Annotated in this window: 9 protein-coding genes; 8 read left to right on the top strand and 1 reads right to left on the bottom strand. The window is 72.3% G+C overall.

What is annotated here, in order from left to right; all coding sequences use genetic code 11:
• The first annotated feature begins 37 nt into the window (after nt 1-37).
• Genes O3S82_RS11690 through leuS form a run of 3 tightly spaced genes read left to right on the top strand, consistent with a single transcriptional unit; the run spans nt 38 to nt 4915 of the window.
• Nucleotides 38-1393 (top strand): TrkH family potassium uptake protein, encoded by a 1356-nt coding sequence (locus O3S82_RS11690; protein WP_179423716.1) that lies wholly within the window; start codon nt 38-40, stop codon nt 1391-1393.
• Entirely contained in the window at nt 1386-2060 is a 675-nt protein-coding gene (locus tag O3S82_RS11685; RefSeq protein ID WP_179423718.1) for a potassium channel family protein, read from the top strand. Before O3S82_RS11690 ends, O3S82_RS11685 begins: the two co-directional genes overlap by 8 nt.
• 41 nt (nt 2061-2101) lie before the next feature.
• On the top strand, nt 2102-4915 hold the full coding sequence (gene leuS, locus O3S82_RS11680) for a leucine--tRNA ligase (protein ID WP_269302973.1): 2814 nt from the start codon (nt 2102-2104) through the stop codon (nt 4913-4915).
• On the opposite strand, the gene O3S82_RS11675 is transcribed toward leuS, so the two are convergent.
• Nucleotides 4916-6241 carry an MFS transporter gene (locus O3S82_RS11675; RefSeq protein ID WP_269302972.1) on the bottom strand — a complete coding sequence of 442 codons (1326 nt, stop codon included), beginning with the start codon at nt 6239-6241 and terminating at the stop codon, nt 4916-4918.
• 190 nt (nt 6242-6431) lie between these two features.
• Here O3S82_RS11675 and nirB point away from each other — a divergent pair, with 190 nt between their 5' ends.
• The 5 genes from nirB to O3S82_RS11650 are packed head-to-tail and all read left to right on the top strand — an operon-like array spanning nt 6432 to nt 15003.
• Entirely contained in the window at nt 6432-8993 is a 2562-nt protein-coding gene (nirB, locus tag O3S82_RS11670) for a nitrite reductase large subunit NirB (RefSeq protein ID WP_269302970.1), read from the top strand.
• Nucleotides 8990-9340 (top strand): nitrite reductase small subunit NirD, encoded by a 351-nt coding sequence (gene nirD, locus O3S82_RS11665; RefSeq protein ID WP_179423726.1) that lies wholly within the window; start codon nt 8990-8992, stop codon nt 9338-9340. The genes nirB and nirD overlap by 4 nt, the downstream gene beginning before the upstream one ends.
• Nucleotides 9337-10464 carry a uroporphyrinogen-III synthase gene (locus O3S82_RS11660; protein ID WP_269302969.1) on the top strand — a complete coding sequence of 376 codons (1128 nt, stop codon included), beginning with the start codon at nt 9337-9339 and terminating at the stop codon, nt 10462-10464. The genes nirD and O3S82_RS11660 overlap by 4 nt, the downstream gene beginning before the upstream one ends.
• Nucleotides 10461-11165 (top strand): sirohydrochlorin chelatase, encoded by a 705-nt coding sequence (locus tag O3S82_RS11655; RefSeq protein WP_269302967.1) that lies wholly within the window; start codon nt 10461-10463, stop codon nt 11163-11165. The genes O3S82_RS11660 and O3S82_RS11655 overlap by 4 nt, the downstream gene beginning before the upstream one ends.
• Nucleotide 11166: 1 nt before the next feature.
• Nucleotides 11167-15003: a bifunctional nitrate reductase/sulfite reductase flavoprotein subunit alpha gene (locus O3S82_RS11650; protein ID WP_269302966.1), complete on the top strand. Its 3837-nt coding sequence runs from the start codon at nt 11167-11169 to the stop codon at nt 15001-15003.
• Nucleotides 15004-15012: the final 9 nt, after the last annotated feature.

Below are 15012 nucleotides of genomic sequence, written 5' to 3'. Positions count from 1 at the left end.
CCGGGTGTGACGGCTGGGGCGGGTGTACCGTCGGGGCGTGCCCTGGCGCCGTCGCTTCCGTCTCCCGGCGTCGATCGCCCACCCCGTGCGATTGCTGCCGCTGACGTTCCTGTCCCTCATCGTGGTCGGCACGCTGCTGCTGCTGATGCCCTTCGCCCGTGCGGGCGAGGAGGACCCGTCGTTCATGGACGCCTTCTTCACCTCGGCGTCCGCCGTCACCGTGACCGGCCTGGCCGTGGTCGACACGGGCACCTACTGGTCGCCGATCGGGCAGGGCATCATCATCGTGCTCGTCGAGATCGGCGGCATCGGCATCATCGCGATGACGACGCTGCTCGGCCTGTTCGTCGGCGGGCGGCTGGGCCTGCGCACGCGGCTGGCGGCCCAGACCGACATGCACGTCGTGAGCCTGGGCGACGTCGGCCCCCTGTTCAAGCGCGTCGCGATCACGACCCTGATCTTCCAGGGCATCACGGCGATCATCCTCACGATCCGCTACGCGACGTACTACTTCGACTCGTTCGCCTACTCGCTGTGGCACGGCGTGTTCGACGCGGTCATGGCGTTCAACAACGCGGGCTTCTCGCTGCACCCCGACAGCCTCACCAGCTACGCGGGCGACTACGCCGTGATCCTGCCGATCTCGGTCGCCGTGTTCGCCGGCGGTGTCGGCTTCCCGGTCCTCGCCGAGCTCTACCAGGAGTGGCGCTCCCCGAAGACGTGGACGATCCACACCCGGCTGACCGTGTGGGGCTCGTTGGCGCTGCTGGCCATCGCCTCCACGATGTTCGTCGTGGTCGAGTGGAACAACGCCGCCACGATCGGCGACCTCAGCCCCATCGACAAGCTGGTCACGGGCATCGAGGGCGGCATCATGCCGCGGTCGGGCGGCCTCAACAGCTTCGACTGGGGCCAGGTCGAGCCCGTCACGCTCTTCACCGCGATCGTCATGATGTTCATCGGCGGCGGCAGCGCCTCCACGGCCGGCGGCATCAAGATCACCACGTTCCTGCTGCTGGCGTACGTCATCCTGGCCGAGCTGCGCGGCGAGGAGCAGGTGCGGATCGGCTCGCGCGCGATCAACGCGCGCACGATCCGCACGGCGCTCAGCATCGCGCTCATCGCCGTCGGCCTCGTCACGGGCGGCGCGATGGCCCTCATGATCGTCGCGGGCGTCCCGCTGTCGGAAGGACTCTTCGAGTCGACGTCCGCGTTCGGCACCGTGGGCCTGTCCACGGGCCTGACCCCCGAGCTCAACGTCGCGGGCCAGCTCGTCCTCATCGTCTTGATGTTCATCGGCCGAGTCGGCACCATTACGGCAGCCTCGGCGTTCGTGCTGCGGCGCCGCGTCGCCAGGTATCACCTTCCCGAGGAGCAACCGATCATTGGCTAACAACGACCCCCTCACCGCCCCGGTCCTGGTCGTCGGCCTGGGCCGCTTCGGCTCGGCCGTCGCGCGCTCGCTGGTCCGCCTCGGCCACGACGTCCTCGGCGTCGACGAGGACGCCGCGCTCGTGCAGCGCTTCGCCAGCGAGTTCACGCACGTCGTCTCGGCCGACACCACGGACACCGAGGCGCTGCGCCAGATCGGCGCCGAGCAGTTCGACCGCGCCGTCGTGGGCATCGGCACCGACATCGAGGCCAGCGTCCTGACCGTGCTGAGCCTCGTCGAGCTCGGCGTCTCGGAGGTGTGGGCCAAGGCCATCAACGCCAAGCACGCCCGGATCCTCGAGCGCGTCGGCGCCACCCACGTGGTGCGTCCCGAGTCGGCGATGGGCGAGCGCGTGGCGCACATGGTCACCGGCGCGATGATCGACTACATCGAGTTCGACGACGGCTTCTCGATCGCGCGCACGCGCGCGCCGAAGCTGGCCGCCGGGCGCACGCTGCTGGAGTCGCAGCTGCGAGCGAAGTTCGGCGTCACCGTCGTCGGCGTCAAGCGGCGCGGCGAGGACTTCACCTACGCCCGCCCCGAGACCTCGATCGAGGCGACCGACGAGCTGATCGTCTCCGGTCCCACCCGCAAGGTGGAGACCTTCTGTGCCCTCGGCAACTCCTGACGCGACGGCGGGCGCCCGAGCCCGGCGGGTAACCTAGGTCGGTGAGCAACCAGGACACCCAGGAGGGCGCGGCAGCCGACGGCGCCGCACACCGGTACACCAGCGCGTACGCCGGCCGCATCGAGACGGCGTGGCAGGACCGCTGGGAGGCCGAGGGCACGTTCGAGGCCCCCAACCCGGTCGGTGACCTCGCGCTCGACGACGACCGCCACAACGCCGGCGGCTCGAAGTACTTCCTGATGGACATGTTCCCGTACCCCTCGGGCGCCGGCCTGCACGTCGGCCACCCGCTGGGCTACATCGCCACCGACGTCGTCGGCCGCTTCCGCCGCATGCAGGGCGACAACGTGCTGCACGCCCTCGGCTACGACGCGTTCGGCCTGCCCGCCGAGATCTACGCCGTCCAGACCGGTCGCCACCCGCGCGAGACCACGCTGGAGAACATCGCCAACATGCGGCGCCAGCTGCGCCGCCTGGGCCTGGCCCATGACGCGCGCCGCTCGTTCGCCACGATCGAGCCCGAGTTCATGCGCTGGACGCAGTGGATCTTCCTGCAGATCTTCAACTCCTGGTACGACCCCGAGCAGGGGAAGGCCCGCCCCATCAGCGAGCTGATCGAGCAGCTGGGCACCGACGACCCCGCCGTGATCGACGAGCACCGCCTGGCCTACATCAGCGAGTCCCCGGTCAACTGGTGCCCGGGGCTGGGCACGGTGCTGGCGAACGAGGAGGTCACGGCCGAGGGTCGCAGCGAGCGCGGCAACTTCCCGGTCTTCAAGCGCAGCCTGCGCCAGTGGCAGATGCGCATCACCGCCTACGCCGACCGCCTGATCGACGACCTCGATCGCGTCGACTGGCCCGAGCCGGTCAAGCTCATGCAGCGCAACTGGATCGGCCGCTCGCACGGCGCCCAGGTGCGCTTCGAGTCGGCCGCGGGCCCGATCGAGGTCTTCACCACGCGCCCCGACACGCTGTTCGGCGCCACCTACATGGTGCTCGCGCCCGAGCACCCGATGGTCGACCGGCTGGCCGCCGAGACGTGGCCCGAGGCGGTCGACGAGCGCTGGACCGGCGGTGCGCCCGACCCGGTCGCCGCGATCGCGCAGTACCGCCGCACGGCCGCGGCGAAGTCCGACGTCGAGCGCCAGGAGAACAAGGAGAAGACGGGCGTCTTCACCGGCTCCTTCGCCACCAACCCGGTGAACGGCGAGGCCGTCCCGGTCTTCATCGCCGACTACGTCCTCATGGGCTACGGCACGGGCGCGATCATGGCCGTGCCCGGCCACGACGAGCGCGACTTCGAGTTCGCCACCGAGCTGAGCCTGCGCATCACGCCGGTGGTCCAGGCGCCCGAGGACGAGGTCCTGCCCTGGACGGGTGCGGGCGTCGCGATCAACTCCGACAACACCGGCGTGTTCGGCGACGAGGGCGTGAGCCTCGACGGCCTGACGGTCGACGACGCGAAGGCCGCGATCATCGCGTGGCTCGAGCAGCGCGGCGTCGGCGAGGGCACCACCACCTACCGCCTGCGCGACTGGCTGTTCAGCCGCCAGCGCTACTGGGGCGAGCCGTTCCCGATCGTCTACGACGAGGACGGCCGCGCGATCGCGCTGCCCGAGTCGATGCTGCCGGTCGAGCTGCCCGAGGTGCCCGACTACTCGCCGAAGACCTTCGAGGCCGACGACGCCACGAGCGAGCCCGAGCCGCCGCTGGCGCGCGTGCCCGAGTGGGTCGAGGTCGAGCTGGACCTCGGCGACGGCCCGAAGCGCTACCGCCGCGAGACCAACACGATGCCCAACTGGGCCGGCTCCAGCTGGTACGAGCTGCGCTACACCGATCCGCACAACGCGAACGTCCTCGCGGATCCGCAGAACGAGCGCTACTGGCTCGGCCCGAAGGCGCCCGGCGAGACCGGCGGTGTCGACCTCTACGTCGGCGGCGTCGAGCACGCGGTGCTGCACCTGCTGTACGCGCGCTTCTGGCACAAGGTGATGTTCGACCTCGGCCACGTGAGCAGTGAGGAGCCGTTCCACCGCCTGTTCAACCAGGGCTACATCCAGGCGTACGCCTTCACCGACGAGCGCGGCACCTACGTGCCCGCCGACGAGGTCGAGGAGCGCGACGGCGCCTGGTTCCACGAGGGCAAGCCCGTCAACCGCGAATACGGGAAGATGGGCAAGAGCCTCAAGAACGTCGTCACGCCCGACGAGATGTACGAGGCCTACGGCGCCGACACGTTCCGCGTGTACGAGATGAGCATGGGTCCGCTGGACGTCTCCCGTCCGTGGGAGACCCGTGCGGTCGTCGGCTCGCAGCGCTTCCTGCAGCGCGTGTGGCGCCTCGTCGTCGACGAGGAGACGGGCGAGGTCGTCGCCGACGACACCGAGCCCGACACCGCGTCGCTGCGTGCCCTGCACCAGGCCATCGCCGGCGTCACCGAGGACATGGGCGAGCTGCGGTTCAACACCGCGATCGCCAAGCTCATCGAGCTGACGAACCACCTGACCAAGTCGTCGGTGCGCTCGCGCACGATCATCGAGCCGCTCGTGCTGATGCTGGCCCCGCTGGCCCCGCACCTGGCCGAGGAGCTGTGGTCGCGCCTGGGCCACGAGGACACGCTCACCTACGAGCCGTGGCCCGTCGCCGACGAGCAGTACCTCATCCAGGACCTGGTCACGTGCGTCGTGCAGATCCAGGGCAAGGTGCGCGGCAAGCTCGAGGTGGCCGCCGACATCAGCGACGAGGACCTCACGGCCCTCGCGCTGGCCGAGCCGAACGTGGTCCGCACGATCGACGGCCGCGAGATCCGCAAGGTCATCGTCCGCGCCCCCAAGCTCGTCAGCATCGTCGTCTGATCACACGCGGGCCGCGTGGGTGTCGGTCCCGGGTCGCGCGTAGACGCCCCAGGCGACCACGAGCATGACCGCGTAGACGGCGGCGAAGGCCCACAGGCCACCGGTGATGCCGAGCTCGGCGAAGGTGCGCGGCACAAAGAACGAGCCGAGCGCGCCGACGGCGCCCGCGATACCGATGCAGCCCGCGGCGGCGCGGTGCCCGCGGGCTCGGGCGTCGTCGTCGTGCGCGCCGATCTGGAAGGCGATCGGGATCATCCGGTAGACCGAGCCGTTCCCCACGCCGGCCGCGCCGAACAGCACGAGGAACAGGGCCAGGAAGAGCGCGAACGAGGCATCCTCGAGCGTCAGCACCAGCCCGATCACGCCCGCGGCCATCGCGACGTAGGACGCCATCGTCACGCGGGTGCCGCCGAACCGGTCGGCCAGCGCGCCGCCGAGGGGTCGCATGAGCGCGCCGGTGGCGGCGCCGAGGAATGCCATCGCGATCGGCACGTCGGGATGCATCGCCTTCATGAGCGTGGGGAAGGTCAGCGAGAAGCCCAGGAACGAGCCGAACGTGCCGATGTAGAGGAACGAGATGACCCACGTGTGGGGGTTGCGGACGGCCAGCGCGTAGCTGCGCAGGTCGGAGCTCGTGTTGGACAGGTTGTTCATGAGCAGCAGGGCCGCGAGCGCCGAGATGATGGCGGCGGGCACGAAGATCAGTCCCGCGCGCTCGAGGGCGACGCCGGCGCCGGTCGTGATGATGAGCGGCACCACCAGCTGCACGACGCCGGTGCCGAGGTTGCCGCCGGCGGCGTTGATGCCGAGCGCCTTGCCCTTCTCGCGCTGCGGGTAGAAGAACGAGATGTTCACCATCGACGAGGCGAAGTTGCCGCCGCCGAGGCCGGCCAGGGAGGCGACCAGCAGCATCACCGCGAACGGCGTGGTCGGGTCGCTCACCGCCCAGGCGAGCCCGAGCGCGGGGATCAGCAGCAGCAGGGCCGAGATCACGGTCCAGTTCCGCCCGCCGAAAACCGGCACCATGAACGTGTAGAGCACGCGCATGGCCGCGCCCGCGAGCCCCGGCAGCGCGATCAGCCAGTAGAGCTGGTCGGTCGAGTAGGAGAAGCCGGCCGTGCCCAGGTTCGGGACGACCACGCTCCACACGCCCAGCATCATGAAGCCGAAGAACTCGGCGAACACGGACACGGTGAGGTTGCGCCGTGCGATCGGGCGACCCTCGGCGGCCCACTGGACCTCGTTCTCGGGATCCCAGCCGTCGATCCACCGGCCGGGCCGGTGGACGAGGGAGGAGGTCTGCAGGTCGGTTCTCACGGTGGTCATCACGACTCCTGACGCAGGGCTGCTCGGATGGCCACGACCGTAGGAACGGCGCGTTTCGGCCGCCCGCGCCTGCCGGTAACCGGGCGGGAACGTTCTCCTCACAGTCGTCAGGTGACGATCGTGAGACCGATGTCATCGGTTGTTACATCGAGGTGTCGGGCCGGAAACCTGAGCCACGGACGCTGGAGGTATGACACGCAAGAGACTGATCGTCGCCGGCGCCGGCATGGTCGCCCGCCGCCTCGTGGAGGCCCTCGTCGAGCGCGGCGCCACGGCGCAGTGGGACATCGACGTGTTCGGTGAGGAGAGCCGTCCGCCGTACGACCGCGTCGCGCTCACCTCCTTCTTCACGGTGGCCGATCCCGACGAGCTGCTGCTCGGCGACCAGGCCCTGTGGCGCACCCCCGGCGTGCGACTGCACCGCAACGCGCGGGTCTCGGGGATCGACCGCGAGGCGAGGACGGTCACGGTCCACGGTCGCGAGGAGCACTACGACGAGCTCGTCCTGGCCACCGGCTCGTACGCCGCGGTGCCGCCCGTGGACGGGTCGGACCTGCCGGGCTGCTTCGTCTACCGCACGGTCGACGACGTCACCGAGCTGCGCACGTGGGTGCGCGACCGCGGCGAGCAGCTGGGCCACCCGGCGCGCGGCGTCGTCATCGGCGGCGGCCTGCTCGGTCTCGAGGCGGCCGGCGCCCTGCGCGAGCTGGGCGCCGAGTGCACCGTGGTCGAGTTCGCCGACCGGCTCATGCCCGTCCAGCTCGACCTCGCCGGCGGCCAGGCGCTCCGCCGCCTCATCGAGGGGCTCGGCGTCGAGGTCCGCACGTCCACCGCGACGAAGTCCCTGCGCACGGGACGCGGGACGAAGAAGGTGGGCCGGATGACGTTCGCCGACGGCGAGACGATCCCCGCCGACGTCGTCGTCTACGCCACCGGAGTGCGGCCACGCGACGAGCTGGCCCGCGAGGCCGGACTCGAGGTCCACCCGCGCGGGGGCGTGATGGCCGACGACTCCTGCCGCACGAGCGACGAGCACATCTGGGCGATCGGCGAGGTCGCCTGCATCGCCGATCGCGTCTGGGGCCTCGTCGGTCCGGGCTACACGATGGCCGAGGTCGTCGCCGACCGGCTGCTCGGTGGCTCGGCCGCGTTCACCGGCGCGGACCTCTCCACGAAGCTCAAGCTGATGGGCGTCGACGTCGCCAGCTTCGGCGACGCGTTCGCCGCGCAGGGCGGCAGCCTCGAGGTCGTCTACGCCGATCCGCTCGCCGGCGTCTACAAGAAGCTCGTCATGAGCGACGACGCGAGCACGCTGCTCGGCGGCATGCTCGTCGGCGACGCCTCGGCGTACACGAGCCTGCGCCCGATGGTCGCTGCCGAGCTCGGCAGCGACCCCGCCGCGTGGCTGATGCCCGACGGCATCGAGCCGCCGTCGACCGGCGCGCTGCCCGACACCGCCACGGTGTGCTCGTGCAACAACGTGTCCGCGGGCGCGATCCGCTGCGCGATCAGCGGCGGCGAGTGCACCGACCTGGCGGGTGTGAAGGCGTGCACGAAGGCCGGCACCAGCTGCGGCTCGTGCGTGCCGCTCGTGAAGACGATCGTGAACGCCGAGCTCGAGGCGCAGGGCATCACCGTCAGCAACGCCCTGTGCGAGCACTTCGACCTCAGCCGCACCGAGCTGTACGAGGTCGTGCGGGCCACCGGGATCGGCTCGTTCAGCGAGTTGATCGCGCGGCACGGGCGGGGTCACGGTTGCGACATCTGCCGTCCCGTCGCCGCCTCGATCCTGTCGAGCCTGGGCCGCGGCCACGTGCTCGACCGCGAGAACGCCCGACTGCAGGACACGAACGACCACGTCATGGCCAACCTCCAGAAGGACGGCACGTACTCGGTGGTCCCGCGCGTCCCCGGCGGCGAGATCACCCCGGAGGGCCTCATCGTCATCGGTCAGGTCGCCGCCGACTTCGGGCTCTACACGAAGATCACGGGCGGACAGCGGATCGACCTCTTCGGCGCCCGCATCGACCAGCTGCCGGCGATCTGGAGGCGCCTCGTCGACGCGGGCTTCGAGTCGGGGCACGCGTACGGCAAGAGCCTGCGCACCGTGAAGTCGTGCGTCGGCCAGACCTGGTGCCGCTACGGCGTGCAGGACTCGGTGGGCCTCGCGGTCGAGCTCGAGCTGCGCTACCGCGGCCTGCGCTCGCCGCACAAGATCAAGCTCGGCGTCTCCGGGTGCGCGCGCGAGTGCGCCGAGGCGCGCGGCAAGGACGTGGGCGTCATCGCCACCGACCACGGCTGGAACATGTACGTCGGCGGCAACGGCGGCTTCACGCCCCGGCACGCGCAGCTGTTCGCCGAGGACCTCACCACCGAGGAGCTCGTGCGGGCCATCGACCGCTTCCTGCTCTACTACGTCCGCACGGCCGACCGGCTCCAGCGCACGGCGCCGTGGATCGAGTCGATCGAGGGCGGGATCGAGCACGTCCGCGACGTCGTCCTGAAGGACTCCCTGGGCATCGGCGCCGAGCTGGACGCGCAGATGGCCGAGCACGTCGAGAGCTACGCGGACGAGTGGGCGCAGACGCTGGCCGATCCCGAGAAGCTGGCCCAGTTCGGCTCCTTCGTGAATGCGCCGGACACGCCCGACCCGGACCTCGCCTACGTCGAGGAGCGTGGTCAGCGCCGGCCCGCCGACCCGGTCGTGATCGCCGGCGACCGCCTGCCCGTCCGGACGGAGGCCGTCTCATGAGCGCCGCCGTGTCGGAGACGGCGTGGACCGCGGTGTGCACGGTCGATCGGCTCTGGGTCGACCGGGGCGCGGCGGCTCTCGTCGACGGCGATCAGGTGGCGATCTTCCGCCTCCAGGACGGCGAGATCCTCGCGGTGGGCCACCGCGACCCGTTCACGGGATCGAACGTCATCGCGCGCGGCCTCGTCGGGTCCCGCGGCGACGTCCCGACGGTGGCCTCGCCGCTGCACAAGCAGGTGTTCGACCTGCGCACCGGCGTGTGCCTCGACGAGCCCGAGGTCACGCTCGGACGCTGGGACGTGCGGGTCGTCGACGACGTCGTCTGGCTGCGCCGGGAGGGCGCGTGACCCCTCACGGGCCGGTGCTCGCCGGGACCCGGATCCTCGTCACCGCGCAGCGCCGCGCCACCGATCTGGCCAGCGCGCTCGTGCGGCGCGGCGCGCAGGTCCACACGGCGGCGACGCTGGGCGTCGAGGCGCACATCGACGAGGCCACGCTCGTCGCGCGCACGCAGGAGCTCATCGACGACCGTCCCGACATCGTCGTCGTGACGACCGCGATCGGCTTCCGCAGCTGGCTGGAGACGGCCGAGTCGGTCGATCTGCTCGAGCCGCTGCACGAGGTGCTGGCCGGCGCCCGCATCGTCGCGCGCGGGCCCAAGGCGCGCGGCGCGATCCAGGCCGCGGGGCTGGTGGCCGACTGGGTCGCGGAGTCCGAGACCTCGCGCGAGATGGCCGAGTACCTCGTCGCGGAGGGCGTCGACGGGCTGCGGATCGCCGTGCAGCACCACGGCGCGGGCGACGACGGACTGGAGTCCGCCGTCTCCGGTGCCGGAGCCTCGACCGTGCCGCTGGTCGTCTACCGCTGGGGCCCGCCGCCGGACCCCGAGGCTGTCGAGCGCTCGGTCCGCGACGCGGCCTGCGGCGGCTTCGACGCCATCGTCTTCACCTCGGCGCCCGGCGCCAGCGCGTGGCTGCGCGTCGTGCGCGAGCTCGGCGTGCTGCCCGAGCTGCTCGAGCTGGCGGGGGAGGGCCGGCTCGTGCTGGCCGCGGTCGGACCCGTCACCGCGGAGCCGCTCCTCGTCGCCGGCTTCGACCCGCTCGTGCCCGACCGGGGCCGTCTCGGCGCGCTCGTCCGCTCGGTCGTCGTGCACTTCGGCCGTGACGACCTCGGCATCGACGTCGCCACCGGCCGTCTGCGCGTGCACGCCACCGCGGCCACCCTCGACCACGAGGTGCTGCCGCTGCCGCCCGCCGGGCTGGCCGTGCTGCGACTCCTGGCCTCCGAGCCCGGAGCCGTGTTCACCCGCGAGCAGGTGCTGGCTGTCCTGCCGCGCGCCACGGCCGACCCCCACGCCGCCGACGTCGCCGTCGGCCGGCTGCGCGAGGCGCTCGGCGACCGCCGCCTCGTCGGCACCGTCGTCAAGCGCGGCTACCGACTCGAACCGCACACTCTGGAGAGGCCCGCATGAGCATGCCCGTCCTGATCGCCTGCAGTCACGGCACCCGCTCGGAGCGCGGGGCCGCCGCCGTCACCGCCCTGGTGGACGCCGTCCGGGACGCCTCGGGTCTCGAGGTGGTCCCGACGTGGGTCGACGTGCAGGAGCCGGCGCTGCCCGAGGTCGCCGCGTGGCTCGGTGACCGTCCGGCGGTCGTCGTGCCGCTGCTGCTCTCGGCGGGCTACCACGTGCACCACGACATCGCGGGCGTCGTCGCGCGGCGCCCGGCTCACGCCGCTGCCGCGCCGCTCGGCCCGCACGCGGCCGTCATCGACGTGCTCGTCTCGCGGCTGCACGACGAGGGGCTCGCGCCCGACGAGGTCGTGGTCCTGGGCGCCTCCGCCTCCAGCGATCCGCGCGCTCTCGCCGACCTCCGGGCGACCGCCCGTGATCTCTCGCTCCGGCTCGACCGCGAGGTCGCGCTCGGCCACGTCGGGCACTGCGGCACGCCGCTGGCCGAGGTCGTGACCTCGGTCCGCCGTCCCGGCCGTCGGGTCCTGGTCGCGAGCCACCTGCTGGCTCCCGGGCACTTCCACGACGCGCTCGGTCGGACCGGCGCGGACGTCGTCACCGCACCGCTGCTCGACGAGCGGACGCCCGACGAGCGCCTCGTCCGTCTCGTGCTCGAGCGGTACGACCAGGCCCGGGCTCGCGAGCTGGCGACGGCGGTCTGACGTGGTGCGCACGGTCTGCGGGTACTGCGGCGTGGGCTGCGGCCTCACCCTGCAGGTCGAGCGACGCCACGACCAGGTGCTCGTCACCGGCGCGGCGGGCACGCCCGACCACCCCGCGAACGCAGGCCGGCTGTGCACGAAGGGCGCGACGACGGCCGACCTGCTCGCCGCACCGGGACGGATGGAGAAGGCCTCGATCCGCTCCGACCGCGCGGCCGACCGGGTCGAGGTCGGCATCGAGGCCGCGCTCGACGAGGCGGCCGCCCGCTTCCGCGCCGTGATCGACGAGCACGGACCCGACGCGGTCGCGCTGTACGTCTCGGGCCAGATGTCGCTGGAGGCGCAGTACCTCGCGACGAAGCTGGCCAAGGGCTACCTGCGCACGGTCAACATCGAGTCGAACTCGCGGCTGTGCATGGCCAGCGCGGGCACGGGCTACAAGCAGTCCCTGGGCGCGGACGGTCCGCCGGGCTCGTACGACGACTTCGACCACGCCGACCTGTTCCTGGTCATCGGCTCGAACATGGCCGACGCCCATCCGATCCTGTTCCTGCGGATGATGGAGCGGGTCAAGGCCGGAGCGCGTCTCGTCGTCGTGGACCCGCGGCGCACGGCGACCGCCGAGAAGGCCGACCTGTTCCTGCAGGTCCGCCCCGGCACCGACCTCGCCCTGCTCAACGGGCTGCTCCACCAGCTCATCGCGACGGACGCCGTGGATCGCGCGTTCGTCGCGGACCACACCCGCGGCTGGGAGGACGTCGAGGCGATGGTGGCCGCGTACGACCCGGACTCCGTCGCCGCCACGAGCGGCGTCGCGGCCGACGACCTGCGCACCCTCGCCGGCTGGATCGCCGCCGCCGACGACTGGATGAGCTGCTGGACGATGGGCCTCAACCAGTCCACGCACGGCACGTGGAACACCAACGTGCTGGTCAACCTGCACCTCGCGACCGGTGCGATCTGCCGCACCGGGTCCGGTCCCTTCTCGCTCACGGGCCAGCCGAACGCGATGGGCGGACGCGAGATGGGCTACATGGGGCCGGGCCTGCCGGGCCAGCGCTCCGTCGTCTCGCCCGCCGACCGGGCGTTCGTCGAGGAGGCGTGGGGGCTCGAGCCCGGCACGATCCGCGACGAGGTGGGCCGCGGCACGATCGACCTCTTCGAGCAGCTGGCCGCGGGTGAGGTCCGCGCCGCGTGGATCATCTGCACGAACCCCGTGCACTCTGTCGCGAACCGCTCCACCGTGCTCGCCGGGCTGGCCGCCGCCGACGTCGTCGTGGTGCAGGACGCCTACGCCGAGAACGAGACGCTCACGCACGCCGACATCGCCCTGCCCGCCGCGCTCTGGACCGAGGCCGAGGGCGTCATGGTCAACTCCGAGCGCAACCTGACGCTGTGCCAGCCGGCCGGGTCGCCGCCGGGGGACGCCCGCCCGGACTGGCGGCTCATCGCCGACATCGCCACGCGACTGGGGTTCGGCGAGGCGTTCGCCTTCGACAGCGCCGAGGAGGTGTTCGACGAGATCCGGTCCTTCGCCAACCCCGCCACGGGCTACGACCTGCGCGGCGCCGACTACGACCGCCTGCGCGAGGGCCCGCTCCAGTGGCCGTGTCCGCCGGACGGCGAGCGGCGCAACCCGATCCGCTACGTCGAGGACGGGGTAGTCCGGTTCCCGACCCCCGACGGCCGCGCCGTGTTCCACGCCCGGCCGCACCTCGCGCCGGCCGAGCTGCCCGACGACCGGTTCCCGGTGGTCCTCAACACCGGGCGCCTGCCGCACCAGTGGCACACCATGACCAAGACCGGGAAGGTCGCGCGACTCAACCGGCTCAACCCCGACCCCTTCGTCGAGGTCCACCCCGACGACGCCGCTGCGCTCGGGATCGGCGACGGCTCGTCGGTCCGGGTCGTCTCGCGCCGCGGGACCGTCGAGCTGCCGGCCGTCGTCACCGATCGCGTGCTGCCCGGCACGTGCTTCGCGCCGATCCACTGGGGCGAGATGACGGGGGAGCGGCTCGCCGTCAACGCGGTCACGTACGACGCGGTGGACCCCGACTCGCTCCAGCCCGAGTTCAAGTACTGCGCGGTGCGGCTCGAGCGTGCCCCGATCCGGCTGCCCGTCACGCCGCCGCGGCCCACGTCCGAGGCCGAGACGGCCTGGCTCGCGGGATTCCTCGCGGCGAGGACGCACGCCGGTCTACCGGCCTCTGCGCCGGTCGGTCCGGAGGTGCGCGGGTGGTTCGCCGAGGTGCTGGCCGCCCTCGCTCCCGAGGAGGAGTCCGGCGACGCGGACGTCATGGTCCTCACGGCCTCGCAGACCGGCCGCGTGGAGGACCACGCGCCGCAGCTGGTCGAGCTGCTCCGCGCCCGCGGCGTCTCGACGGTGCACCGCTCGATGCGCGACGCCGGCGACCTGCGCGGCACCGTCTTGTTCGTCACCAGCACCACGGGCGACGGCGATCCGCCCACCGAGGCGGTCGGCCTCTGGCGCCGTCTCGTCGCGCCGGACGCACCCCGGCTGGAGGACCTGCGCTTCAGCGTGCTGGCCTTCGGGGACTCCACCTACGCCGACTTCTGCGGCTTCGGGCGGCGCCTCGACGAGCGGCTGGCCGAGCTCGGAGGCCGACGGCTCGCCCCGCGCACGGAGTGCGAGCCGGCGTACGACGGGCCCGCTGCCGCCTGGCTCGAGGCGGTCGGCCGCGCCCTCGGCGCGACGGACGCACCCCCTGTCACGCCCGCGCGCAGGCCCTCCCTGATGACCCGACTCACCCGCAACGAGCTGCTGACCGCGCCGGGCTCGTCGAAGGAGGTGCGCCGGTTCGGCTTCCACCTGCCCGACGACTCGCTCACGTACGAGCCCGGCGACGCGCTGGCCGTGTCGCCGAGGGTCGACCCGGCGTACGTCGACGCCTGGCTCACCCTCACCGGCCTCGACGGCGACGCCGTCGTGGACTCCGACGGCGAGCCCGTGCGCCTCGCCGACGCCCTCGCCGACCGGTACGACCCCGTGACGATCACACCGGCGGTCGTCCGGCTCGTGATCGAACGCCACCGCGGCACGCTCACCGGCCTGCCCGACCCGGATGACCGCCTCGCCGTGCAGGAGTGGGCGTGGGGCCGTCAGGTCGTCGACCTCCTCCACGACCACCCGACCCTCGCCCGGCTCGACCAGTGGCTCGACGTCCTGCGGCCGCTCACGCCGCGGCAGTACTCGATCTCCTCGAGCCCGCTGGAGGACCCGCACGAGGTGCAGGTGACCGTGGGCGTCGTGCGCCACCGCGTGCACGGTCCGGAGCGCCACGGCATCTGCTCGGGCTTCCTCGCCGACCGCGCGGACGACGTCCGGGTCCACGTGCAGCGCCAGCGCCACTTCCGGCCGCCCGCCGACCCGGACGCCGCGGCGATCATGGTCGGTCCCGGCACGGGCATCGCGCCGTTCCGCGGCTTCCTGGCGCACCGCGCGATGGCGGGGGAGCCGGGCCGGAACTGGCTGATCTTCGGCGATCGCCACGAGCAGACCGACTTCCTCTACCGCGAGGAGCTCGAGCGGTGGCGCGACGACGGCGTCCTGACCCGCCTCGACACCGCGTTCTCGCGCGACCAGGACCGTCGCGTCTACGTGCAGGACCGGATGCGCGAGCACGGCGCCGAGCTGTGGCGCTGGCTCGACGAGGGCGCCCACCTCTACGTGTGCGGCGACCGCGTGCACATGGCCAAGGACGTCGAGGCCACCCTGCTGCACCTTGCCGAGCGGCACGGTGGGCTGGGCCGCGAGGCGGCGCGCGACTGGCTCGCGGGCCTCGCCGACGAGGGGCGCTACGCGAAGGACGTGTACTGATCTCGATAG

Source organism: Aeromicrobium sp. HA, assembly GCF_027171405.1.
In the GTDB taxonomy this organism is placed as follows: Bacteria; Actinomycetota; Actinomycetes; order Propionibacteriales; family Nocardioidaceae; genus Aeromicrobium; species Aeromicrobium tamlense.
Note: the sequence above shows the minus strand (reverse complement) of the source record. Positions and strands in the feature narration are given on the sequence as shown.

What these genes read in the sequence shown, in the direction of transcription:
- O3S82_RS11675 (WP_269302972.1), bottom strand. Translation starts at nt 6,241, where the DNA reads ATGACCACCGTGAGAACCGACCTGCAGACCTCCTCCCTCGTCCACCGG.
- nirB (WP_269302970.1), top strand. Translation starts at nt 6,432, where the DNA reads ATGACACGCAAGAGACTGATCGTCGCCGGCGCCGGCATGGTCGCCCGC.
- nirD (WP_179423726.1), top strand. Translation starts at nt 8,990, where the DNA reads ATGAGCGCCGCCGTGTCGGAGACGGCGTGGACCGCGGTGTGCACGGTC.
- O3S82_RS11655 (WP_269302967.1), top strand. Translation starts at nt 10,461, where the DNA reads ATGAGCATGCCCGTCCTGATCGCCTGCAGTCACGGCACCCGCTCGGAG.